General features: G+C 36.8%; 22 protein-coding genes and 1 tRNA gene. 14 read left to right on the plus strand and 9 right to left on the minus strand.

Annotated features, from left to right (window positions below; all coding sequences use genetic code 11):
* Positions 1-2: 2 nt before the first annotated feature.
* Together tsaE and IEV57_RS16110 are read left to right on the plus strand one after the other, a co-directional pair.
* The gene (gene tsaE, locus IEV57_RS16105) at positions 3-446 is read left to right on the plus strand and encodes a tRNA (adenosine(37)-N6)-threonylcarbamoyltransferase complex ATPase subunit type 1 TsaE (protein ID WP_188444075.1); all 444 of its coding nucleotides are present in this window, start codon (positions 3-5) and stop codon (positions 444-446) included.
* Entirely contained in the window at positions 439-1641 is a 1203-nt protein-coding gene (locus tag IEV57_RS16110; RefSeq protein WP_188444076.1) for an alanine dehydrogenase, read from the plus strand. The genes tsaE and IEV57_RS16110 overlap by 8 nt, the downstream gene beginning before the upstream one ends.
* On the opposite strand, the gene IEV57_RS16115 is transcribed toward IEV57_RS16110, so the two are convergent.
* Positions 1638-2111: a response regulator gene (locus IEV57_RS16115; RefSeq protein ID WP_188444077.1), complete on the minus strand. Its 474-nt coding sequence runs from the start codon at positions 2109-2111 to the stop codon at positions 1638-1640. The two genes, IEV57_RS16110 and IEV57_RS16115, sit on opposite strands and share 4 nt — an antisense overlap.
* A gap of 223 nt (positions 2112-2334) precedes the next feature.
* Between IEV57_RS16115 and IEV57_RS16120 the strand changes: the two genes are divergently transcribed.
* From IEV57_RS16120 to IEV57_RS16145, 6 genes are all read left to right on the plus strand, one after another.
* The gene (locus tag IEV57_RS16120) at positions 2335-3444 is read left to right on the plus strand and encodes a ThiF family adenylyltransferase (protein WP_188444078.1); all 1110 of its coding nucleotides are present in this window, start codon (positions 2335-2337) and stop codon (positions 3442-3444) included.
* Complete coding sequence (locus IEV57_RS16125; protein ID WP_188444079.1) at positions 3428-4123, plus strand: hypothetical protein; 696 nt, start codon at positions 3428-3430, stop codon at positions 4121-4123. Before IEV57_RS16120 ends, IEV57_RS16125 begins: the two co-directional genes overlap by 17 nt.
* Positions 4120-6243 carry a 7TM diverse intracellular signaling domain-containing protein gene (locus tag IEV57_RS16130; protein ID WP_188444080.1) on the plus strand — a complete coding sequence of 708 codons (2124 nt, stop codon included), beginning with the start codon at positions 4120-4122 and terminating at the stop codon, positions 6241-6243. The genes IEV57_RS16125 and IEV57_RS16130 overlap by 4 nt, the downstream gene beginning before the upstream one ends.
* Positions 6236-7324: a hybrid sensor histidine kinase/response regulator gene (locus tag IEV57_RS16135; RefSeq protein ID WP_188444081.1), complete on the plus strand. Its 1089-nt coding sequence runs from the start codon at positions 6236-6238 to the stop codon at positions 7322-7324. Before IEV57_RS16130 ends, IEV57_RS16135 begins: the two co-directional genes overlap by 8 nt.
* A gap of 147 nt (positions 7325-7471) precedes the next feature.
* Positions 7472-8011, plus strand: a complete 540-nt coding sequence (locus tag IEV57_RS16140; RefSeq protein WP_188444082.1) for an inorganic diphosphatase — start codon at positions 7472-7474, stop codon at positions 8009-8011.
* A complete protein-coding gene (locus tag IEV57_RS16145) occupies positions 7983-9119 on the plus strand; it encodes a porin (protein WP_229744540.1) in 1137 nt (378 codons plus the stop codon). The genes IEV57_RS16140 and IEV57_RS16145 overlap by 29 nt, the downstream gene beginning before the upstream one ends.
* Here the strand turns inward: IEV57_RS16145 and IEV57_RS16150 are convergent.
* Both IEV57_RS16150 and IEV57_RS16155 read right to left on the minus strand, forming a co-directional pair.
* Complete coding sequence (locus IEV57_RS16150; RefSeq protein WP_188444083.1) at positions 9116-9568, minus strand: hypothetical protein; 453 nt, start codon at positions 9566-9568, stop codon at positions 9116-9118. The genes IEV57_RS16145 and IEV57_RS16150 overlap by 4 nt on opposite strands.
* Complete coding sequence (locus IEV57_RS16155; protein WP_188444084.1) at positions 9565-10161, minus strand: acyl carrier protein phosphodiesterase; 597 nt, start codon at positions 10159-10161, stop codon at positions 9565-9567. The genes IEV57_RS16150 and IEV57_RS16155 overlap by 4 nt, the downstream gene beginning before the upstream one ends.
* Positions 10162-10235: 74 nt before the next feature.
* Here IEV57_RS16155 and IEV57_RS16160 point away from each other — a divergent pair, with 74 nt between their 5' ends.
* Positions 10236-12167, plus strand: a complete 1932-nt coding sequence (locus tag IEV57_RS16160; protein WP_188444085.1) for an AAA domain-containing protein — start codon at positions 10236-10238, stop codon at positions 12165-12167.
* A 20-nt stretch (positions 12168-12187) separates the two neighbouring features.
* On the opposite strand, the gene IEV57_RS16165 is transcribed toward IEV57_RS16160, so the two are convergent.
* On the minus strand, positions 12188-12712 hold the full coding sequence (locus tag IEV57_RS16165) for a DUF4924 family protein (RefSeq protein WP_188444086.1): 525 nt from the start codon (positions 12710-12712) through the stop codon (positions 12188-12190).
* A 208-nt stretch (positions 12713-12920) separates the two neighbouring features.
* Here IEV57_RS16165 and lepA point away from each other — a divergent pair, with 208 nt between their 5' ends.
* From lepA to IEV57_RS16185, 4 genes are all read left to right on the plus strand, one after another.
* Entirely contained in the window at positions 12921-14708 is a 1788-nt protein-coding gene (lepA, locus tag IEV57_RS16170; protein ID WP_188444087.1) for a translation elongation factor 4, read from the plus strand.
* A 315-nt stretch (positions 14709-15023) separates the two neighbouring features.
* Positions 15024-15908: a bifunctional 5,10-methylenetetrahydrofolate dehydrogenase/5,10-methenyltetrahydrofolate cyclohydrolase gene (locus tag IEV57_RS16175; RefSeq protein ID WP_188444088.1), complete on the plus strand. Its 885-nt coding sequence runs from the start codon at positions 15024-15026 to the stop codon at positions 15906-15908.
* A gap of 96 nt (positions 15909-16004) precedes the next feature.
* Positions 16005-16087, plus strand: a tRNA-Leu gene (locus tag IEV57_RS16180).
* 108 nt (positions 16088-16195) lie between these two features.
* On the plus strand, positions 16196-16729 hold the full coding sequence (locus tag IEV57_RS16185) for a DsrE family protein (protein WP_188444111.1): 534 nt from the start codon (positions 16196-16198) through the stop codon (positions 16727-16729).
* On the opposite strand, the gene rnhB is transcribed toward IEV57_RS16185, so the two are convergent.
* The 5 genes from rnhB to IEV57_RS16210 all read right to left on the minus strand — a co-directional run bounded on the left by rnhB (position 16726) and on the right by IEV57_RS16210 (position 22970).
* A complete protein-coding gene (gene rnhB / locus IEV57_RS16190) occupies positions 16726-17325 on the minus strand; it encodes a ribonuclease HII (RefSeq protein ID WP_188444089.1) in 600 nt (199 codons plus the stop codon). The two genes, IEV57_RS16185 and rnhB, sit on opposite strands and share 4 nt — an antisense overlap.
* Complete coding sequence (locus IEV57_RS16195) at positions 17300-19969, minus strand: MGH1-like glycoside hydrolase domain-containing protein (protein WP_188444090.1); 2670 nt, start codon at positions 19967-19969, stop codon at positions 17300-17302. The genes rnhB and IEV57_RS16195 overlap by 26 nt, the downstream gene beginning before the upstream one ends.
* A gap of 195 nt (positions 19970-20164) precedes the next feature.
* A complete protein-coding gene (locus tag IEV57_RS16200) occupies positions 20165-20716 on the minus strand; it encodes a hypothetical protein (RefSeq protein WP_188444091.1) in 552 nt (183 codons plus the stop codon).
* Between the two features lie 234 nt (positions 20717-20950).
* The gene (locus IEV57_RS16205) at positions 20951-22102 is read right to left on the minus strand and encodes a glycosyltransferase family protein (RefSeq protein ID WP_188444092.1); all 1152 of its coding nucleotides are present in this window, start codon (positions 22100-22102) and stop codon (positions 20951-20953) included.
* Between the two features lie 4 nt (positions 22103-22106).
* Positions 22107-22970, minus strand: coding sequence for a UDP-2,3-diacylglucosamine diphosphatase (locus IEV57_RS16210; RefSeq protein WP_188444093.1), 864 nt, complete (start codon positions 22968-22970; stop codon positions 22107-22109).
* Between the two features lie 211 nt (positions 22971-23181).
* Here IEV57_RS16210 and IEV57_RS16215 point away from each other — a divergent pair, with 211 nt between their 5' ends.
* A complete protein-coding gene (locus IEV57_RS16215; RefSeq protein WP_188444094.1) occupies positions 23182-23634 on the plus strand; it encodes a hypothetical protein in 453 nt (150 codons plus the stop codon).
* Positions 23635-23680: the final 46 nt, after the last annotated feature.

Genomic DNA, 23680 nt, shown 5'->3' on the forward strand with positions numbered 1-23680 from the left:
TATTGAAAAAAATCTATTGTAATCATCTAGATGATATTCCTCAAGTAGCCAAAGAAGTTGCAGCGCATTGCTTAGCTGAAAAAATATGGATATTTAAGGGGAGAATGGGAGCAGGAAAGACTACTTTGATCAAGTCAATCGCCAAAGAATTTGGGATTGAAGATCTTGTCTCTAGTCCTACCTTTTCAATCGTCAATGAATATATCAATGCTTCAAACGATAAATTTTATCATTTTGATTTCTACAGAATAGAAGATCCTGAGGAAGTTTTGGATATTGGTATAGATGAATATTTCTATGGAGGCTCTTATTGTTGGATCGAATGGGCTGAAAAAATCCCTGAGTACATTCCTGATACATTTATGCTCCTTGAAATAGTAGTAGATAATGATGGGAAACGAGAAATAAATATTTCCAAAATCGTAAATGGCAAGCAGCATGGTTGATACCACCGAAACTGTTGAGATTCTTCCAAAAGAGGCGTCCTTAAAGGTTAAAAAATCAAAGGGCGACTTCGTAATTGGGATTCCGAAAGAACTTGATGAACAAGAGAAACGTGTTCTTTTGACTCCAGAAGCTGTGAAGCTTTTGACGAATAATGGACTCAAAGTGGTCGTAGAGACAGAAGCAGGAAAGCGATCAAAGTTTACGGATAAGGAATATTCTGATGCAGGAGCCAAAGTGGTTTACTCTGCAAAAGAGGCTTTTGAATCAGAAGTAGTTTTGAAAGTAGAGCCACCTACGGTGGAGGAAATCAATCAGATGTTGCCAGGTTCATGTTTGATCTCAGCACTTCAATTGGGAAAGCAAAGCGCAGAATATATCCATGCACTTAACTCAAAGAAAATAACAGCAGTCTCCTTCGAAAATTTGGAAGATAAAGTGGGAGGAATGCCAGTGGTGAGAGCCATGAGTGAGATCGCAGGGAGCACGGTGATGTTGATTGCTTCTGAGTTTTTGAGTAGTGTCAATGATGGGAAGGGGTTAATTCTTGGTGGGATTACAGGTGTACCGCCCACCCAAGTTGTAATTATAGGAGCTGGAACTGTCGCTGAATATGCTGCCCGGACAGCATTGGGGCTTGGAGCCAATATTAAAATTTTTGATAATCATATTTATAAATTAAGGAGAATCAAGCAGCTACTTGGTCAGCAGGTTTTTACTTCAACAATTGATAATATTACTTTAGCACAAGCATTAAAAGAGGCTGATGTAGTGATCGGTGCTTTGCGGGCCGAAAAAGGAAGAAATAAAATAGTTGTTACCAATGAAATGGTAGCGGCAATGATGCCAGGAAGTATTATTATAGATGTGAGTATTGATCAAGGAGGTTGTATAGAAACTGCTGAGATGACAACCCATGCTTCTCCAACCTATCTAAAGCATGATATTATTCACTATTGTGTACCGAATATTGCCTCGAGAGTTTCGAGGACAGCATCGGTTGCTTTGAGCAATATTTTCACCCCTTTACTCCTTCAAATGTCAGATTTGAAAGGAGCAGAGGAGATGATTTTTAATTACAAATGGTTTATGAAAGGTGTTTATACCTATCGGGGAAGTTTGACAAATGCACATTTAGCAAGGAAGTTCCTGATGACTCACAAAGAACTTCAACTGCTATTGGCAGCTAGATATTAAGAAAGTAAGTTTTGTCGAAGTAAAAATTCAAGTTGATCGTTCGATTTGATCAAATCTTCTGTGAGCTTTTTATTTTCTTTTCTCAATGCATAGATTTCAAAGGCATTTTTAATAACTGTTCTCATATAATCCTCTTCCCAAGGTTTGGTGAGGTAGTGATAAACCTGACCTTTGTTGATAGCATCAATGACTGCTTGAATGTCAGTATAACCTGTCAGTAGAATCCTAATAGGATCGGGATAGAGAGGAATGATGGATGCTAAGAAGTCCACACCTGTTTCCTCGGGCATTCTTTGATCGGTGATAATTATATCTACCTCTTGAGTCTTTAAAAAGTCTCTAGCTACTTGAGCCGAAATGGCGATATATACCTTGTAGTCTCTTCGGAATGATGCTTTAAAAGCTTGAAGATTATTCTCTTCATCATCCACGTATAGAATTTTGATTTTTTCCTCTTTAATTTCAGACATTGATTTCTAATTCTTATGGGATCTCAAGCAAGTTAGTTAGTCGGAAACTGATTTGCAACTTTTGAGTTTTTTGACATTACTGAGGTAGAGATATTTCATTTTCTATCACTTATTACCAAATATCTAAATAAAATTCATTTCTGTGAATATTTTTACCTTTTTTTATATGATTCTAGCTACAAAAATATAACTTTACCTCTAACTATCACCTGCAAATAATTAGATGATCACCCATAAAGTACTTGATTTGAATAGTCAAAAAGAAGCAGTGATTTTGAGACCTGATGCACCTAGCGATTTGCAATTGATTCATCAGCTTCGAGAAAATCAACAAATACAAATTTTAGATGAAATAAAGAGTCAAGTTGCAGAACTCATCAAACTCCAAAATCCCAGCCAAAATTGGTCTTCTGAGACTCTGACGGTTGCCGTTGAAGATTTTTTTAATGAGCATGATCAAGAAACCTACGGTGTTTGGGTTTTCTATCCATGGAAAAGCACCCTAGTACATTTGCTGCCAGAGGAAGATTTTATCGCTGTTCGTACAGTGAGGAATAAATTCAAAATTACCCAAGAGGAGCAAGATTTATTAGCAAGTAAAAAAATTGGTATTATAGGGCTGTCAGTTGGTCAGAGTGTAGCTATAAGTCTAGCGATGGAAAGGTCTTTTGGGGAGTTGAGAATCGCAGATTTTGATACACTTGAGTTAGGAAACATGAATAGATTACGCTCTAGTGTGGTCAATTTAGGGGTTCCGAAAACCACTTTGGTAAAAAGAGAGATTTCAGAAATTGATCCTTTTTTGAAAGTCATCATATATGAAGATGGGATCACTACAGAAAATATGCATGATTTCTTTACCAAATCCGGTCAGCTTGATTTATTAATTGAAGAGTGTGATAGTTTGGAGGTGAAGATACAAGCAAGATTTAAAGCGAGAAGTCTAGGTATTCCAGTTTTGATGGATACCAGTGATAGAGGAATGGTAGATATTGAGCGCTTTGATTTGGAACCAAATAGGCCATTATTTCATGGCTTATTATCCAAATTGGGAACTGAGGAAGAAATCCAAGATAATTTGCAACATAATAAAACTAGTATTTTAATGTCTATTTTAGATTACAACAATTTATCTGAAAGAGGTAAAAATAGTATATTTGAATTGGGTAAGACTATTACTAATTGGCCGCAGCTTGGTTCTTCAGTGATCATGGGAGGTGCAATGTGTGCTCATTTTACGAGGGGAATACTTTGTGGTCATGGATTGAATTCCGGAAGAGAGTATGTTGATTTAGACACCTTATTTAGAAATCGGAATGAAAGTAAAAATTAGGGTTGTTAAGGCAATAACCTCACCTGAGGATACAGATAAGTATATTCAAGGTCATTTTAAAGTATTAGAGTCTTATGGAGTTACAAAGGTTACTTCTGCGGATCGTTCTTGGGTTAATAATCCGAATGTTTATTTGTTATTAGTAGAATCAGAAGATGGTAAAAATATCTTAGGCGGAGGAAGAGTCCAATTAAGAGATTCTAAATTCCCATTACCTCTAGAAGGTGCGATTTTCGAAAAAGATGAACGTATAGTCGAGTATATGACTAGGTATGACAATCTTAGAGTTGCTGAATATTGTGGCCTGTGGAATTCGAAAGAAGTGTCTGGTTACGGTATTGGTAGTATTTATTTAATTAGAATTGGAGTAGCATTAACCTCTTTTTTGAATTTAAATTGTCTCATGGCTTTTTGTTCTCCATATACTGTTGCAAATTCTCAGGCAGTTGGATTGAGAGTAATTGAAGAATTAGGCACTAATGGAACATTTTTATACCCAAAGGAGGGGCTTGTTGCTACAATAATGGAAGTGGATGATGTACAGTCACTTGATAGAGCTAAAGAAGAGGACAAGGAATTTATTTTTGATTTGAGAAAAAACCCTAAACAAGTAAAAATATTAAACAGTAAAATGGGAGATATGGAAGTAGAGTTTGATTTGAATTTGGGAAAAATATGAAAAAAGGTCAAATAAATAAGCAACCATTCATTATTGGGTTAGTAGTTACTTTATTTATTTTTGCTCCTGTTTTGGCTTTTTTAAATTCAATAGGAAATGAACCAACTTTTGAAGTAAAGGAGTATTTTGTGTACAACGATGATTCTTTTAGTGAATATACAGAAATTCTTCAACCACAATCAACTTCCCTAAACTTAGGTCATCAGAATTTTGCATTTTTAGGTTTCGATATTTCCTCAGCTTTATTTGAAAATGGTGAATTGGCACTTGAGGTTAGAAATCCAACTTTCAGAGAAGTTGTCCTGTACCAGAGAAATGATCAAGGAGAATTAGAAGAGTTGGGAAAGGCTGGATCTGACTATGGTAGATCTAATTTGTTTTCAAGTCCAAATCCCCTTTTTGTATTAGAGCAGGATAAAAATATTGATCAGCTTTTCGTTGCTATACGAAGTAATGAACCAATAACAGTAGAGATTGCTGTGTCTTCATATACCACTTTTCATTTCATGTATAATCAGAAAATGCTGATTATAAATGCCTATTTGGGAATAATGTTCGCACTTTTCCTATACAATTTTATTTTGTTTTTTCTAATTAGAGATAAAATTTACTTCATATATTCTATTTATATATTGTTTATAGCTTTAGCACAAGCGTCCTTAATGGGGTATTCTTATTATTATTTTTTTAATCTAAACCCTAGCCTTTATGAATTAAGTATCATTGGTTTTTCCTCTATTTCTGGAGTTGCTGGTATTACGTTTATGCGTAAATTTTTAAAAACAAAAGAATTCACACCTTTGCTTGACAAGTTTTTAGCTATAAATATTGGAGTTTACATACTTGCTTTCTTAGTAAGGCTCTTTGGGAATATAAAATTAAGTTATGGATTAACGGATGTCTCTGGTTTAATGGTAATAGTCTTATTTGTTTTGACTGCCACAATTATAGCCAAGAAAGGATATCGACCTGCAAATTATTTCATCATTGGTTGGTTTTTCTTCTTTATTGGGCTTTTTGTGTTTATACTACAATCAAACGGAGTGATAAAATTGAACATGATTGCCAATTTCCCAATGCTTGTGGGAACGGCAATGGAGGCAATATTACTTTCTTTGGCATTGGCTGATAAGATTAATATCTTGAAAAAAGAAAAAGAAGACGAACAGGCAGAAAGATTAAGGATTCTGAAAGAAAATGAAAGTTTGATTTTGGAGCAAAATGAAATCTTGGAATCCAAGGTGAAAGTAAGAACTGAGGAGTTGGAAGAGACCCTGAGAAATCTTCAAAACACGCAGACACAATTGGTAAACCAAGAGAAAATGGCTTCTTTGGGACAACTTACAGCAGGAATCGCGCACGAGATCAATAATCCGATCAATTTTGTGAGTTCCAATATTTCACCACTCAAGCGCGATATCAAAGACTTGATGGAAATTGTGGATGTCTATCGGGAAAAAGGTGAGGAGCAATTCAATGAAAACACCAAAAAAGAACTAAAAGACCTGGAAGAAGATCTTGAATTAGATTATATCTTGACGGAGATCGATCAACTTTTAAAGGGAATGGATGATGGAGCTAAACGAACCGTAGAGATTGTGAAAGGACTTCGGTTGTTTTCAAGAGTTGATGAACAGGATGTTAAAAAAGTGGATATTCATGATGGAATCAATAGTACATTGGTTCTTTTAAATAGCTCCATGTCAGGGAGGATTAAAATTGAAAAAGACTTTGCAGAAATACCAATGATAGAATGCTTGGCTGGTAAAATTAACCAGGTGTTTATGAACATCATTACCAATGCCATCCATGCATTGACGGATCATTTAGCTGATAATCCAAATCCATTAATAATTATAAAAACTTCTCAAATTGGTGAGTTTATCAAGATAGAAATAGGAGACAATGGGCCTGGAATGCCTCTCTCTGTTAAGGAGAGGATCTTTGAACCATTTTTCACTACTAAGGCAGTAGGGAAAGGGACTGGCCTTGGATTGTCAATTGTTTATACTATTATTGAGAATCATAAGGGGACTTTAGAAGTAGATACTAGCGAAGGTAAGGGGACCAATTTTATAATCACCCTACCGATTTATCAAAATACGCCACAAAATGACTAATAAAATACGTGTTTTATATATTGATGATGAGGATAATAACTTAAACTCTTTTAAAGCTAGTTTGAGGAAAGATTTTCATATTATTACAGCTATAGACGCCGAAGATGGTTTGAGGATTGCTGAAAAAGAGGAGTTTCATGTGGTTATTGCGGATCAGAGAATGCCTGGCTTGACAGGGGTGGAATTTTTTGAAAAGTTAATGCATATTAATCCTGATCCGATTAGGATTCTTTTGACTGGTTATTCTGACATAGCAAGTGTAATTGATGCAATCAATAAAGGGGAGGTTTACAGATTTATCGATAAACCTTGGAATCTTGAGCAAATCAAAAATGCAATCAAAAATGCCTCAGAAATCTACTTTACAAAGAAGGAACTCAAAGACAAAAATGAAAGATTGAAAAAAGTACATTCAGAAATGAATCAATTTGTGTACAGTCTTTCTCATGAATTGAGAGGTCCTTTGATGAGTATTTCGGGCGTATCAAAGTTGGCAAAAATGGAAGCAAAAGATCCAAGCATTTTGGAGTATTTTGACATGATTGACTCTGCTACCTTGAGATTGGATGACTTTATTTATAAAATGTTAGACTTCTATCGCTCTACCAAAATCGATAATAAGGTCTCTGAAATATCTTTTGATGAAATTGTCAATCAACAATTAGAAGCATACAAAGAAAAGTGGGGTTTGGAAGATATCAATATAGATATTAATATAAATCAAGCTACAAAATTCTACTCTGATGATGCCAAATTGAGAGTAATTCTCAATAATCTCTTTAGCAATGCTTATAAGTTTCAGAAAATTGAGGGCGATAGTAAATTCATCAAGCTTATCATTAAAGTAGATGAAAAAGAAGCACTAATTCAAATAGAAGATAATGGAATTGGAATTGACGAAAAATACCATACCGAGGTATTTAATCTTTTTCATCGTGCTACGCAAAGGAATGTAGGCTCTGGATTGGGACTTTATATGGTCAAAGAGTCAGTAATCCAAATGGGTGGTGAAATCAAACTCGAGTCCAAATTGGATCATGGTACTATTTTTACAATATCACTTCCGTCTTTGAAAAAATAAAAATCAAGTCACTTCCATATGAAATTTCCCGCTTTTCATTATAATTTAAAAGCGCCTCTTAAAATAGAATGCTTTTGCTTTGATAAAAATGAGAATAGGAGGTAAATTGCACCCCATTTATAAATTGAAAATTTAAAGTTTTTAGATATGATTAATCCATGGCACGATGTGCAAATTGGCAAAGATGCTCCTGAATATGTGATGGGAGTGATTGAAATCCCAAAAGGAAGTAAAGGGAAGTACGAGTTGGATAAGAAAACAGGGATGTTGATCCTAGATAGGGTTCTTTTTTCAGCCGTTCATTATCCTGCAAATTATGGATTTATTCCACAGACATTCTGTGAAGATCATGATCCATTGGATATTCTGATTATCTCTCAGATTGATATTCCTTCGATGACTTTAGTTAAAGCGAAGGTGATCGGTGTAATGAGAATGGTAGATGGAGGCGAAGCGGATGATAAAATTATAGCAGTAGCAGCTGATGATCAGTCGGTTAATTATATCAATGATATTGACGAATTGCCACCTCACTTGATGAAAGAAGTTCATAGATTCTTTGAAGATTACAAGAAATTGGAGAGCAAAGAAGTGAAAGTAGAAGATTTCTTAGGTAGAGATGAAGCCTATAGAATCATACAAGAAAGTATAGAGCTTTATGATAAAAGCTTCAGAACAAAACGATAATCAGAAGCCTGAATTTTATGAATTCAGGCTTTTTTCTTTATATTTATTTTTGATGAAAAAAGGGCTTTTTGTTTTAATTCTGCTTTGGTCTAGTGTCCTTCTGGCTCAAGAAAATACAGTAAATAAGGATAGTAAATTTTCATTTTCAGGATATTTAGAAACTTATTTTTCATATGATTTCAACCAACCTGATGATCATTTTCGACCTGATTTCCTTTATAATTTCAAAAGGCATAATGAGTTTAGTGTCAATTTAGCTTTGCTTCAAGCGTCTTATCAAGATGGAAATATGAGAGCAAACCTTGGATTGATGTTAGGGAACTATGCTCAATTTAATCTTGCTGACGAACCTAATTGGGCACAGATGGTCTATGAAGCTTCTGTTGGTTTTCAACTTTTGGATAAACTTTGGCTGGATGTAGGGATTATGCCTTCACATATTGGTTTCGAAAGTGCTATTGGAGCTGATTGTTGGCATTTGAGTAGGAGTCTCTTGGCTGAAAATTCACCTTATTTTTTGACAGGAGCTCGATTTTCTTATGAACTTAACTCTCAGATCGATCTGACCCTTTGGCTTACAAACGGTTGGCAAAATGTACAGCGGATACAAGGGAATCAAGCACTTGGATTGGGACTGGGTGTGAATTACAGACCTATTGAAAATCTAGAATTGAATTACTCAAATTATTTTGGAAATGAACAAGGAGGTTCTTTCCGACAAAATAGATTCTTCAATAATTTTTATGCACAATATCACTTTGGGAAATGGGGCGCAACTCTAGGGACAGATTTTGGTATAGAGCCAACTATTTCGGGATCTATGAATGAATGGACTGGAATAACAGCATCACTAAAAAGAATGATCACTGATAAAATCACTTTAGCTGGAAGAGCTGAGTATTATTCTGATCCCGCGGGTGTGATTTTGAGTGAAGGATTAAAAGTCTCTAGCTTATCTTCAAATATCGATTATCAGATTCACCCTGCTGGATTGATTCGACTGGAGTTGAGGCAATTTATTGGACAGGAAGCAATTTTCGATCTACCTGCAGCGAGGTTCAGTAAAGGAAATACAGCAATGACAGTGTCTTTTTCAACAAAATTCTAACGATTCTTTACGCGCTTTTTACCTGATTTTTTTATCAAATATTGCACGAATTCCTCATAATTCACGTGCTCGTGATTGCTCATGGTGAATGATGTTTTGTCAGAAAAAGCGACGGTAAGCTGCTTGAATTCTTTTTTATTTGCAATAATTTTCTCTTCGTCCCAAGCTAGAATTTCGCTTAAATCGTAAGTTTTACTTTGACCTCTGAGTGGTAATCGGGTGGTGATTTTCTCTTTTCCAGCGGAGATAAATTTGTAGCCTGCCATCATTTTAACCAAAAGCATTAGTACAACGACTGTGAGCAATGAAGCACTGACGAGATAAAAAATCAAACCAAAGCTTCGTGCTGTGGCAAAATCGTTTAGGATATAAATCAATCCACTGATCAAGATCAAAAGTACAAGGCTCAATGAGAAATAGGTGTTTTTTTTAGGTCTGCAGTGAATCATATTTCTGATTTCAATACTTGATATCTGTTTTTAGAGAATTTTACTAAATCTTCAAAGAAATCTCCAAAATGTACCCTCAAAAATTCGTGATTTTCATCTAAAAAAATATGTGCCTTTTCCATTTTCGAATCAAAACGAGTTCTCTTTGATAATCCAGTAAGGGCTCTTCTGATACCGTCCATTTCGGAATAAGAATAAAGCCAATTGTAATGTTTCATGTATTGGAATGCTTTCAAGAAATTTTCAGGAAGAATTTCTTGGTATTTTTCTACCAAAGAATAAGTGTTTTGGGCAAATTCCGCAAGAGGCAAAGGATGGTAATTGTTCCAGTATTTGCCTAAAAAATAATCGAAATACATGTCTGTAATTACGCTTCCATAGCGCCCGAATTGAGGTTTCAACATCTCTTGAGCATCCTTTACAACCGGGTGATGATCAGTGAATTTATCGATATCACGATGTAGAACAATACCGACCACAATGTCTTTCTCATATATATCTTCTATTGGCCCCCTTACAAAGTCGCCAATAAAGTTACCAATAAGTACCTTTGGGTCATCGAAAGAAAGATATGCGTGTGCTAAGAAATTCACAGACTTAAATTATATTTATTTTAAAGTAAACCACATCGATATTCTTTTGGTTCTAGATCTAAAATTAAAGATTCATGCCGAATATACAGGAAGAATTAAAAACTTCATTAAAACTTTTACAGCTCGAGTGGAAAGAAGATTTGGAGCAATACAAAAAAAAGTTTTTATATACCTCAATATCAGACAAAAAGGAACAAGGAGTATGTTGGTATCCTTTACAAATAAAAAAATCAAAAATTGGTCTTGGTGACCGCTTGATACTAGAGTTGGAGAGATTCGACACAAATCAGTCTCATGTATTCCAATCTGGTAAATCGGTTTCTGTTTTTTCTAATGCAGATGGATTTCAAGGTCATGATTTCAGAGTCAATGGTGTGATTAATTTTGTAAAAAGGGATGTCATGACTCTTACCCTTCAAGGGAATGAATTTCCTGACTGGCTTCATTCTGGAAAAATTGGTGTCGATCTCCTGTTTGATGAAGCAAGTTATAGAGAAATGGAGTCGACCATGAAGTCTGTGATTAAAGCCGAAAAAGGAAGACTTGGTGAGTTGAAGCAAATTCTTTTAGGAGAATCTCTTCCCACTTTTTCTCAAAAAGTATATGCAGATACACAAGAACTCAACCCAGCTCAAAATCAAGCGCTAAGACTAATCAATCAGTGTGATGATGTCGCCATCATTCACGGCCCTCCTGGTACTGGTAAGACAACAACGCTTATTGCAGCTATACAAAATACATTGAGGACAAATAGACAAGTCCTAGTCTGTGCACCTAGCAATGCAGCAGTGGATCTTTTGGTAGAGAAGTTAGCGGATAAAGGTGTTTCTACTTTAAGGATTGGTCATCCTGCTCGTGTAGATGATAAGATTTTAGCCCAAACATTGGATGCAAAGATTGCTTTGCACGAAAGCTATAAAGACCTCAAAAAACTTAGAAAATCTGTAGATGAATACAGAAAATTAGGGCGAAAGTACAAGCGAAATTTCGGTCACGAGGAAAGAGTCCAAAGAAAGCGTTTGCTAGATGAAGCGACTAGGATGAAGGAAGATGCTGATAACCTTGAAAATTATATCATGTATGATGTCTTTCAGACTACTCAGGTCTTCGCAAGCACCCTTGTGGGTTCATCCAACCAAGCCCTGAGAGGGATTCAATTCCCATACGTATTCATAGATGAAGCGGGTCAAGGATTGGAAGCTGCCACTTGGATTCCTATCATGAAAGCTGACAAAGTAGTGATGACAGGTGATCACTTCCAACTTCCTCCGACGATCAAGTCTTATGAAGCTACGAAAGCAGGTTTGAGTGAAACACTTTTTGAAAAAGTAATCAAAAGACAACCTGAGGCTTCGAAAATGCTTACCGTCCAATACCGCATGCCAGAGAAAATCATGGGTTTTTCAAGTAAGTTTTTCTATAAGAATAATCTTGAAGCAGCAGAAAATACGCGTCTGCATTTCCTTTCAGAAGACGAGCATGTATTGGAGTTCATAGATACAGCAGGTTCAGGTTTTGGTGAACATCAAGAAAAAGAATCATTGAGCACACTGAATGCTGAAGAGGCCAAATTCACCTTGAAATACTTAGAAAATATGCTCAAACGAGTAGGGATAGGCAAAATCAAAACAGAAGGTTGGAATATCGGTTTAATTTCTCCTTACAGAGCACAAGTGAGAAAATTTCAAGAGTTGATATTTGAGAGTTATGACTATCCAAATTTGAGGTCATTTTCCGAACTCTTGACAATAGATTCTATAGATGGCTTTCAGGGACAAGAGCGAGATATCATCTTTATCAGTTTGGTTCGTTCTAATGCCAATGGGGAAATAGGATTCCTATCAGACACCAGAAGGATGAATGTGGCGTTGACAAGAGCCAAAAGAAAATTGGTTGTGATCGGAGATAGCTCTACGCTGAGCAGCAATGACTTCTACAATGCTTTTCTTGGCTATGTTGAAGAAAAAGGAGATTACAAGAGTATTTACGAGTTTTTGGAATACTGATTAACCAGGATGAATATTTCTTATTTCTGATTTGCATAAGCAAAGCTCAGGTAACTCAAAACATTGCCAAAAGCTTCTGTTGCCTCCGTGTAACCCTTTGGGATTTCTCGGCCTTTGAGTTTAGCCAGTAAAAGTCCATAAATTGCATTGAGGCATACTTGAATTTCATTTCCGACAGGCTTATCTCCAGCCTCCATGATCATTTCAATGACATAAGGCTTTGCACTGTTGTAGGTATCGAAATATTCCTTATCAGTTTTTAATAATGTCCAATGAATCTTTGCCAAATCATCTACGATATCCTGAACATTTGAAAGATGCCCTGACGTTGTGATTTTTTCTGAAATCATCTGCTCACAGATGCTTGCAAACCAAAGCCTCGTTTCGTCTTTTTCAGTATCAGAAATTGGATAATGAGAAATGACAAACTGCCTGATTTCTTCCATATTGAAATTGTAGGCGCGAATTAGATCTTCCATCTGATACATGTATATGATGTATTCAGCGATGTTCTGGCTTTTCTTTTTTTCAGCGATCGATTTCATGTTTTCTCAAATTAGTCTGCAAAGAAAGGAATAAAGGTGTATTTTAAACAAAGATCTTCAACAAGGATTTTTCATTATGTATGAATTTGTTAAATATTTAAGTTAATAAAAAGTAATTAGTAAAGTAATAGGCTGAATTTCTCGTGGATACTCCGAACATATACTATTAATCCACATAAAATTCCCTATTTTTGCACCCTGAATAGATATGAAAAATATAAGAAATTTCTGTATAATCGCCCATATTGATCATGGGAAGAGTACATTGGCGGATAGATTGTTGCAGGAGACCCACACTGTTGCAGATAGGGATATGCAGAATCAATTGTTGGATAATATGGATCTGGAAAGAGAGCGTGGTATTACCATAAAGTCTCACGCAATCCAGATGAAATACATGCATGAAGGAGAAGAGTACACACTCAATCTTATTGATACTCCTGGTCATGTGGATTTTTCCTATGAAGTGTCCAGATCTATAGCTGCTTGTGAAGGAGCTTTATTGATTGTAGATGCCTCTCAAGGTATTGAAGCTCAGACGATATCAAATCTATACCTTGCTTTGGGTCATGATCTTGAGATTATTCCTGTTTTAAATAAAATTGACCTACCTGGAGCTGATCCAGATTCAGTAGCTGATGAAGTGATCGATTTGATCGGTTGCGATAAAGAGGATATTATTTTGGCATCGGGAAAAACTGGAATTGGAATTGACGATATTCTGAAAGCAGTAGTGACTCGTGTGCCTGCTCCAAAAGGAGAGATAGATGCGCCACTTCAAGCGATGATTTTTGACTCTGTTTACAATCCATTCAGAGGGGTGGAGGTGATTTTCCGTATTTTTAATGGGACAATTAGTAAAGGAGACAAAATCAAATTCGTCAATACAGGTAAAGAGTACGAGGCTGATGAAATTGGGATTTTAGGTCTCAATCAGATTCCTCAACAAACGATGTATGCTGGAAATGTTGGTTACCTCATTTCAGGAGTTAAAGTTGCCAAAGAGATCAAAGTTGGTGATACAATTACCCATATCAAGCGTCCATGTGACAAAGCCATTCAGGGTTTTGAAAACGTAAAGCCAATGGTTTTTGCTGGGATTTATCCAGTAGATACAACCGAATATGAGGAACTTAGGGCTTCAATGGAAAAATTGCAATTGAATGATGCCTCTTTGGTGTGGGAACCTGAGACTTCCGTTGCCTTGGGCTTTGGTTTCCGTTGTGGATTTTTAGGAATGTTGCACATGGAGATCATTCAAGAACGATTGGAGCGGGAGTTTGATATGACTGTGATCACCACAGTTCCTTCAGTCCAATTCAGAGCATTGATGACCAATGATACCTATGAAGTAATCAATGCCCCATCAGATATGCCTGACCCTACGAGGTTTAAGCATATCGAAGAACCATTTGTCAAGGCATCGATCATCACAGCTTCAGAATATGTAGGTCCTGTTATTCAGCTTTGTATGGATAAGCGAGGACAGATCAAAAATCAAGTTTACTTGACAGCAGAAAGGGTGGAGTTGCAATTTGACATGCCATTGGCAGAGATCGTCTTTGACTTCTTTGATAAGCTGAAGACTATTTCCCGCGGCTATGCTTCCTTGGATTACGAGTTGAAGGGTTATCAACCTTCCCATATGGTTCGTTTAGATGTGATGCTTAACGGAGAACCTGTGGATGCGCTTTCAGCCATTGTTCACAGGGATAAAGCATACGAATGGGGCAAAAGACTTTGTGAGAAATTAAAAGAATTGGTGCCAAGACAAATGTTTGAGATTGCGATCCAAGCAGCTATCGGTACAAAAATTATTGCAAGAGAGACTGTAAAAGCTTTGCGTAAAAACGTATTGGCCAAGTGTTACGGTGGTGATATCTCCCGGAAGCGTAAACTCCTCGAAAAACAGAAAAAAGGTAAGAAAAGAATGCGTCAGGTTGGTAATGTAGAAGTACCACAAGAAGCATTTATGGCTGTGTTGAAGTTAGACTAATACCTAGACGTAAGACTTAAGATACAAGATATAAGACTCGGGTAGCAAGTGCATGTTAAGTAAATGAAAGATATATTCTTTGCGATATAAATTGAAATAAGCTTACCGCGATATATTTGACCCTCGAGAATTATGAATTTTAATCCTACGTTAATTAAATTGCTATTTGAAAGATCTAAAAAAAGATGTCATTTTATATGAGTTAATCATGAAAGTTTGGAGGAGTCTCTCCAAACTTTTTAACTTTAAATCCTTCAAACCTTACAACAATATTCAAAATCTTTCAATTTTATAATTTTACAATCTACAATCAAAATGCTTCTAATCGACGGTAAGAAAACTTCGGAAGAAATTAAATCAGAAATTGCTGCTAGAGTAGCGGAAATCAAAGTTGAAGGTGGGAAAATCCCCCATTTGGCTGCGATTTTGGTAGGAAGTGATGGTGCAAGTCAGACCTACGTAGGAGCAAAGGTGAAATCTTGTGAGCAAGTTGGCTTTCAGTCTACCTTGGTGAGATTAGAGGAATCGGTATCAGAGGATGAGCTTTTGAAAGTTGTAGAGGAAATCAATAAAAATCCTGAAATAGATGGATTGATTGTGCAGTTGCCTTTGCCAAAGCATATTTCTGTGGAAAAAGTAACCAACAAAATCAAGCCTGAAAAGGATGTTGATGGATTCACTCCTGCCAATGTTGGGAGAATGACCCTAGGATGGCCTGCTTATGTGGCTGCTACACCTTATGGAATAGTAGAATTGCTGAAAAGATACAACGTAGAAACATCAGGAAAGCATTGTGTGGTAATCGGAAGAAGTCATATCGTAGGCTCGCCTATGAGTATTTTGATGGCAAGAAATGAATATCCTGGAAACTGTACCGTAACATTGACACATAGCAGAACACAAAACCTTGCTGAAATCACAAAGACGGCGGATATCTTGATCGTTGCGATTGGGAAGCCTGAGTTTGTTACAGCTGATATGGTGAAGGAAGGGGCAACTGTGATTGATGTGGGAATTCATAGAGTCGAAGATTCCAGTAAAAAGTCGGGCTTTAGATTGATCGGTGACGTGAAGTTTGACGAAGTGGCTGCAAAAGCTTCAGCAATCACCCCTGTACCAGGCGGAGTTGGTCCAATGACGATAGCTTCCTTGCTATACAATACACTTTTGGCGGCAGAGGGAAAAGTTTATGCAAAATAAGAGCTTGATAGTGAGCTTAAACCTAGTTTTACGCTTTAATATGTAAAAATTGATTTGCAAGGAAGGTCATTCCTTTCTACTTTTGCAAACTATCACGCGCACGTGGTGAAATTGGTAGACACGCCATCTTGAGGGGGTGGTGCCTTACGGGTGTGGAAGTTCGAATCTTCTCGTGCGCACAAAAAGCTCCAAGAAATTGGGGCTTTTTTTATTTATTCTTATTTAAATGGGGAGGGATTAAAATTATAAAAACCTAACTTTTGACCCGAATTAAAAAGAACAATATCATGAAAGTTCGTGTCTTAAGCTTAGTTTATTTCATCATTTGTGGAGTTGCAGCAGCCCAAACCGCCCAATTTCCAATTGTAAAAGGCTTTGGGGGGATATATGAAATTCCTGAGGCAACCGAAAGACCTGATCCTGATGGAGAATACAAAATCATCATTGATTTGGTTTCTGCCTCAGATGATCCCAAGCAGATCAATAGAATGGTTGATAATATCGCCCGAATGATCAATCTTCATGGAATAGCGGGAGTGTCAAATGAAAATATTAGCGTTAAAGTAGCCATACATGGCGGTGCGGTTTTTACTATTTTGAATGATGCTTATTATGAAAAACTTTATGGTGTCAAGAATCCTAATTTACCTGTCTTTAAAGCATTGAAAGATTCTGGAGTTGACTTGTACGTTTGTGGTCAGTCACTCATAGCTAGAGGAATGAAACCAACTGATGTCTCAGATGAGGCTGAACTTGCTTTATCCATGTTGACTACTTTGACCAAATATGTCCCTCAAGGATACATGCTATTGCGCTTTTAAAATTCCAGATTAATCTGCTCAGGCAAATGCTTGAAGAATTTTCGATGGATGGGCGTCAGTCCTAATTTTCTGATTCCCTCTCTGTGGGCTTGGGTAGGGTAACCTGCATTTCTTTCCCAAGCATAGCCAGGATATTTTTCTGCGTATGAGCACATCAGGTCATCTCTGTACACTTTTGCTAAGATAGATGCTGCTGCTATGCTGGCGAATTTTCCATCTCCTTTAATGATGCAGCTATGGGGGATTTTACTCTTTGTCTTAAATCTATTCCCATCTATCAAAAGATGTTCAGGTGTGACACTCAAAGCCTCAACTGCGCGATTCATAGCCAAAAAGGAAGCGTTGAGGATATTGATCTCATCGATTTCCTCAACGCTCGCTTCTGCCACGGCCCAAGCAATGGCATTTGTTTTTATTTCTAATATTAAAGACTCTCTGTTGGATTTACTGAGTTTCTTGGAGTCATTGATCAATTCATGTGCATAGTTAGCCGGCAGAATCACTGCTGCGGCCACCACGGGACCACAGAGGCATCCTCTGCCCACCTCGTCACAACCCGCTTCGAGTCTGTTAGATTCTAAATAGGGGAGCAGCATCGCCTTCTTTCTCTTCTACTTTGTGGAATTTATAAATCATCTCAGCTACAAGACCTGTCCAACCTGTCTGATGCGAAGCACCTAATCCTCTACCATTGTCCCCATGGAAGTACTCGTAAAAGAGAATGTGATCTTTAAAATGTGGATCTTTCTGGATTTTCTTATTGTCTCCATTGAAAGGTCGGTGTCCATTTTCATCTTTCATAAAGATTTTCATACATCGATAAGACAGTTCCTTGGCAATCAAATCCATCGTTAAGAAATTTCCAGATCCTGTTGGGTATTCAATCGAAAATTCTCCGCCATAGTAGAAATCATACCTTTTTAGAGATTCGATAATCAAGTAATTAATGGGAAACCAAATCGGCCCTCTCCAGTTGGAATTACCCCCAAACATCAAAGAGTCAGATTCTCCAGGGATGTATGATATCGTCGATACATCGCCGTTGATTCGCATGGAGTAAGGATTTTTTTCATGGAATTTAGAAAGAGACCTAATTCCAAATTCGCTCAGAAATTCATCAGAATCCAGCATTTTTTCCAAAATACTCTTCATTCTATGTCCTCTCAACAAGGCAAAAAGTCTTCTTTTATCCTGCCCAGGTTGGGTCCAACTTGTGACAAGGGCTGCAAGCTTCGGCTTTTCTTTTAAGAAAAATTCCATTCGCTTTTTGAATTCTGGCAAGTTCTCGAACATTTCTTCCCGAATCGGTTCTACAGCAAAGAAAGGAATGATTCCCACGATGGATTTCACTTTCATCACTTTCGGATCTTTTCCAGGCATATGGAAAATATCATAGAAAAAATTGTCCTCATCATCCCAAAGGCTGATATTTTCTCCCGAAATATTATTCATCGCCCCAGCGATGTAGAGGAAATGCTCAAGAAATTTGGTTGCTGTATATTGGTAGGTTTTATTGTATTCACAAAGGTCTAGGGAGATTCTTAGTAAGTTCAAGGAGAACATAGCCATCCAAGATGTAGCATCTGCTTGCTCCAATTTTCCTTTGTAGAGTGCTGCGTGGCTTCTGTCTATTAGGGAAATGTTATCTAGTCCCAAAAACCCACCTTCAAAGATGTTTTTGCCATCATTGTCCTTTCTATTCACCCACCAAGTGAAGTTCAGCATGAGTTTGTGAAGCGCTCTTTCCAAAAACTCCTGATCACCAACTCCACCTTTCATTTTCTTATCAATTTGATACACCCTTTCTACTGCATAAGCATGAACAGGTGGATTGACGTCACTGAAATTCCACTCGTATGCAGGCATTTGCCCATTCGGGTGCATGTACCATTCATTGAGAAGGAGTATCAATTGATCTTTTGCAAAATCGGGGTCAATTCTCGCGATCGGAATACAATGAAAAGCTAAATCCCATGCGGCGTACCAAGGATATTCCCATTTGTCAGGCATGGAGATAATGTCGTAATTCTGAAGATGTCTCCATTGATGATTTCTCCCTTTTTTCCTTTCAATAGGAGGGATATATCTTCCTGAATCTCCATCAAGCCATCTTTCTACATTGTAGTAGTAAAATTGCTTTCCCCACATCATGCCCCCAAAGGCCTGACGCTGTATTCTTTTCAGATCTTCATCTTCGATGGTTTTCTGAATTTCATGATAAAATTCATCTGCATCTTTTCTTCTTTCGTCGAGAATTTCCTCACATAGCTGAATAGCACCTTCTGCACTTTGGTGCATCATGCGGAATTTGACCTCGACACTTCCTCCTGCCGGTACAGTTAATTTATAAATTGCGGCTGCTTTTGTTCCGAAATTTTCAGGATTAAGATGTCGATCATCACCATCTACGACATAATCGTTAATTCCATCTTTGAGGAATTTTTTTTCGTTTGGGATGTGATAAAGTCGCTCTCTGTTGGTTTCGTTGTCACAAAACTTCAGTTCAGGATCACCATCAAAAGTGAAAAAGTAATTCCCATTTTTAGGCGTAAACGCCTTGATCCTATGTTCATCGATTTTACTGAGTTTGGGCATAAATGGTTCATGACCTGTAAACCAGGTTTTTCTAAACCAGATTGTTGGCATCACCCAGATTTCCGCATCTTCGCTACCTCTGTTGTGTACCGTTGCCTTTCCCACGATGTCTTCCGCGTCTTTTTTGGCATATTCTAAAAATATATCAAAATAAGCATCTTCTTCAAATATACCTGTATCGATGAGTTCGTACTCTCTGTCTTTTTTACCTCTTTTTCTATTTTCAAATACCAAGTCAGCATAGGGGAATTCTTGCTGAGGATATTTGTAGAGCATTTTCATGTAGCTGTGAGACGGCGTACTATCGAGGTAATAATACAGTTCCTTTACATCCTCACCATGATTTCCTTGATTGCCTGTCAAACCAAAAAGTCTTTCTTTGATAAGTGGATCTTTCCCATTCCAAAAAGCCCAACTCACACACATTTTTTGTTTGTGGTCACTAATCCCACCTATTCCTTCCTCACCCCATCTATAGGCTTTGCTTCGTGCCTCCTCATGCGTCACGTTATCCCAAGCAGATCCATCCCTACTGTAGTCTTCCCTAACTGTTCCCCACTGTCTCTCTGTTAAATAAGGGCCCCACTTCTTCCAGTGTTTTTTCTTCTCTTTATCTTCTAGAAGCCTTTGCTTTTCTATATTCATCAACTTGATTACCGATTATCAATCCGAAATTTACCATTTTTTAAGAGATGAAGTTTAATCTAATCGATATGAAAGCACAAAAAACAGCAAAAAAGATTTCGCAATCGTTTTAATTGCAAGTAAATGCTTGTAATGAGAGTGAAAGAAAATGATAAATTTTGTTTTGTTTGTATTATTTTGGTAAATGAAGGATTTCTATATGATTTGGAAGAGCAAACTAAAAATATTTCCTTGACCAAAATTTTTGGTTGCTCGCGTGAAGGTGAGAGGGATAGATTTCACGCTAAATTTTTCTGAATGAATGTAACTTAATGAAACACCCCCTTCAATTCCTAATCGATAAATATCGATAGAACCTGAATTCAAAGCTCCGCCTTGTCCTCTAATTCCACTAATCCAAACTAGAGATGGCCCTACAAATGGAGCAAGTTTGAATTTGTTTGTAGCAATGATGTCGAAATTCAAATGCGTCCCGAATGAGACTGAAGAATAAAACTCAGGACCAAATTGAACATCTTTCCTACTAGTCAAAAGCGCGCCTTGTAAGGTGGGTGTAAGAGAAAGCTTTTTGTCTTTCAAATATATTTGTCGTTGAATAATAGCGCCATACCCTCGATTCTCATCAAGTCCTGATGGTCCAAAAACACTAATCACACGTCCACCACCCATATAAACCTGAGCTTGTAATGTGCTTGAAAAAGATACTAGTATCAGAATCAGAAATGATATTTTTGTCAGGAGTTTCATTTGGCAAAAAGTTATTTAATGTTGAAAATATGCTTTAGAGCGAATTCGAAGAAAAGAATAAATAATTTAAAAATCTAATTTTAGGTGATATAAATTAAGGTTTGTAAAAAGATGTAATTACAAAAATTTGATTGTTATAATTATATTTTTACAATTTATATTGCTAATAATGCCTCATATACCTTTATGAAAATTTATCTAATCGGCTGTGCTATGATAAATAATTCAAAAACCTCACACCCATTCACTTCCTAGATTAATTTTCCATCTGGGAGAAAATGTTGGTCCTCTGCTATTCGATTTTGTTTCTAAAGCGTGGATCTCTTCTTTGATAGATTGGGTAAGTAAATTGACCCAAGTTCGCATCTCGTTCTCTTCAAATTCATGCGTTGATAAGTAATGATCAAAAAGTCTGAAATCAAATTCATAATGACTTATTCCTGCTCCAGCTGCCATAGCATCTAAAGCGTTACAAGCTTGTTCGTATTGACCGGCAACAGGAATCATCATGACGGGTTTGCCGAGATACATGGCCTCACATATGGATTCAAATCCTGATGTACAGATGAGTCCTTTACAACTTGCCATTTTTTGTAAGAAAAGTTTGTCATCGACTTGGTGAAATATCAAATTTGGAGATGGCTGATAAATTTTCTCTACACCATTTTTATCCCAAAAAGCTTCAATCTTGATTTGTGGGTTTTCTTCAGCAAAGTGAATGACTTCTTCTCCATAACCTGGATTGACCATATAAGTGAGAATAAAATCACCTTCCTGAATTTCCAAATCAAAGATAGCTTTTCGAAGAAGTGGTGGAATTACCTTGAATTTTGAATTTGGATTATTTTCTAATTCAATAAATGACAATCCGAAAATCTTATCTGCACCCATAGCGGTGAGTTTTGTATTCAGCTTAAAAAGTTGCTTTTCAAGCCCTTTGGCCTTCGCAAACTTAAACTCTGGATGATGAATCATGTATTGATGACCGATTACCCAAAATTGAGCTTTTGGACGAAAAATCAAATTATACATCCCACCAAGAAGGTCATAAAAATTGACAATTATGTCAGGTTCTAACTCCTTAACCAAAGCATCAATTTTTCTTAGACTTCTTTGAAAAGTACGAATCTTGAAAAAATTTGTGCGAAGTGTTTTTCCTAATAAGATTTGTTTATGATTAGCATCTGTCTCGAAATTCGGACTTTCGATGGGATGAATTGGAGACTTTAAGTTTTGATAAACAAAAGCTGGGATTTCTCTCCTCTTACTTTTACCAATGCAGGAAGCTACGACTTCATGACCGGCATTTTCGAGGATATCAGCCAAAGCAATGGCTTGTGTCATATGCCCTCTACCTTCTCCCTGAATAATAAACAAAAACTTCATCTTCTTATCTGAAAGGTGGTAATATATCGTCGTTTGGCTTATCGAAAGCTACAGTTCGAAAGTCCTGATTGTTGCTCGGCGCTACGATCTGATAATTAGGAGTAGGTACTTCATCAGCTTTTTTGCTGAAGTCTAATTCATTGTAATAGATCAATTGCCAGTTTCCATCATGGTCTTCAGCCAATGCACTCATCGTTTCAACCCAATCTCCAGAATTTAAATATTCAATACCATCAATCATTCGGTTTTCTGCTTTATGAATATGGCCACAAATGATTCCGTCACATTTTTTTGCTTTTGCCATCTTGGCAAGCTCTTCTTCGTATTGGTCGATGTAAGAAACTGCTGATTTTACTTTTCCTTTGATATATTGACTCAAAGAGAAATAGGCCAAACCTCTTTTTCTTCGATGATAGTTCACCATTCTATTCAACCACAATAAAAAAGTGTAGCCCATATCACCTAGATATGCAATCCACCGAAAATTTGAAGTCACACTATCAAAGATGTCGCCGTGTGTGATGAAGTATTTTTTACCATTTGATTCATAAATCATGTCCGAAAGAATAGACAGATTTCCTATCTGAAGCGGAAGGATTTGATCTAAAAAATCATCATGATTTCCACGTAAATAAAAAACTTTCGTGTTTTCTTGCTCAATCATCTTGAGCATCCGATTAAAGAATCGGGTGTGTTTCCTTTTCCAAGAACCTGATTTCTTCAATTGCCAGCCATCGATGATGTCACCATTGAGGATAAGATTTTCACAGCTGTATTGCTTCAGAAATCTTGAAGCTTCTTTTGCCTTAGAACCTTTGGTGCCAAGGTGGACATCTGAGATTACGATTGTTTTGAAATGTGTTTTCAAAGTCTATCAGTTTTTTTTGCAATTTAATGCGCTGATATGAATTGGTGATGTTGCCTATGTTATGGTTATGAGATGTTTAACTCGTTTTTTAGGCTCAAAATGAAGAGTAGGTTAATACAATATTAAAATAGCCGTTTACGCAAAATAGATGGAGATAAACTTTGAAGCAATTGACTTCGTATTTACCTTACACTTTCATACTTCAGAAATAATGAAAAAGAATTTATATCTAGTTTTATTTTTTGTTTTCACGTTTTTAGCTTGTAATCAAGATGATAAGGATCCCCAATTCAACATTCTTGGTTATTGGAATATTGCTACTGTGACTAATAGTTGGACGGGAGAGGTCACTTCTGGTGATCAAATCAATTTTAGGGAGCGGTATATTTTTAATGATGATGGTACCTTTATCAAGTTTTCTGATAAAAATCATAAATATGGTAAGCCATTAGAAGAGTCAACTCAAGCATTGGGTATTTACGAAATCATACCATCAGAAAACAATCGCAACGCTTTGGATTTGAAGTTAACTTTTGAAACGAATGTTGGAATGGCATCTAGCTGTGGAGGGAATTTGGAATATCTGATTCTGACCAAAGAAAACAAATTGGTGAACAACTCCTGGGCAACCTGTGATGGACCTAGTTTTACCTACCAAAAATGATTTAGTTATTGTGAATTAGTTATCGGCGGGGAGTTGTTAGTAAGCC

Origin of the sequence: Belliella aquatica, assembly GCF_014637795.1 — a bacterium.
Classification (GTDB): Bacteria; Bacteroidota; Bacteroidia; order Cytophagales; family Cyclobacteriaceae; genus Belliella; species Belliella aquatica.

Bases quoted from the DNA above. Each gene is read 5' to 3' on its own strand.
- IEV57_RS16115 (WP_188444077.1), bottom strand. From the start codon at position 2,111: ATGTCTGAAATTAAAGAGGAAAAAATCAAAATTCTATACGTGGATGAT.
- rnhB (WP_188444089.1), bottom strand. From the start codon at position 17,325: ATGCTGCTCCCCTATTTAGAATCTAACAGACTCGAAGCGGGTTGTGAC.
- IEV57_RS16185 (WP_188444111.1), top strand. From the start codon at position 16,196: ATGAAAGTTCGTGTCTTAAGCTTAGTTTATTTCATCATTTGTGGAGTT.
- IEV57_RS16165 (WP_188444086.1), bottom strand. From the start codon at position 12,712: ATGAAATCGATCGCTGAAAAAAAGAAAAGCCAGAACATCGCTGAATAC.
- lepA (WP_188444087.1), top strand. From the start codon at position 12,921: ATGAAAAATATAAGAAATTTCTGTATAATCGCCCATATTGATCATGGG.
- IEV57_RS16145 (WP_229744540.1), top strand. From the start codon at position 7,983: ATGATAAAAGCTTCAGAACAAAACGATAATCAGAAGCCTGAATTTTAT.
- IEV57_RS16150 (WP_188444083.1), bottom strand. From the start codon at position 9,568: ATGATTCACTGCAGACCTAAAAAAAACACCTATTTCTCATTGAGCCTT.
- IEV57_RS16175 (WP_188444088.1), top strand. From the start codon at position 15,024: ATGCTTCTAATCGACGGTAAGAAAACTTCGGAAGAAATTAAATCAGAA.
- IEV57_RS16200 (WP_188444091.1), bottom strand. From the start codon at position 20,716: ATGAAACTCCTGACAAAAATATCATTTCTGATTCTGATACTAGTATCT.
- IEV57_RS16120 (WP_188444078.1), top strand. From the start codon at position 2,335: ATGATCACCCATAAAGTACTTGATTTGAATAGTCAAAAAGAAGCAGTG.
- IEV57_RS16205 (WP_188444092.1), bottom strand. From the start codon at position 22,102: ATGAAGTTTTTGTTTATTATTCAGGGAGAAGGTAGAGGGCATATGACA.
- IEV57_RS16110 (WP_188444076.1), top strand. From the start codon at position 439: ATGGTTGATACCACCGAAACTGTTGAGATTCTTCCAAAAGAGGCGTCC.
- IEV57_RS16130 (WP_188444080.1), top strand. From the start codon at position 4,120: ATGAAAAAAGGTCAAATAAATAAGCAACCATTCATTATTGGGTTAGTA.
- IEV57_RS16135 (WP_188444081.1), top strand. From the start codon at position 6,236: ATGACTAATAAAATACGTGTTTTATATATTGATGATGAGGATAATAAC.
- IEV57_RS16215 (WP_188444094.1), top strand. From the start codon at position 23,182: ATGAAAAAGAATTTATATCTAGTTTTATTTTTTGTTTTCACGTTTTTA.
- IEV57_RS16195 (WP_188444090.1), bottom strand. From the start codon at position 19,969: ATGAATATAGAAAAGCAAAGGCTTCTAGAAGATAAAGAGAAGAAAAAA.
- IEV57_RS16140 (WP_188444082.1), top strand. From the start codon at position 7,472: ATGATTAATCCATGGCACGATGTGCAAATTGGCAAAGATGCTCCTGAA.
- IEV57_RS16160 (WP_188444085.1), top strand. From the start codon at position 10,236: ATGCCGAATATACAGGAAGAATTAAAAACTTCATTAAAACTTTTACAG.
- IEV57_RS16125 (WP_188444079.1), top strand. From the start codon at position 3,428: ATGAAAGTAAAAATTAGGGTTGTTAAGGCAATAACCTCACCTGAGGAT.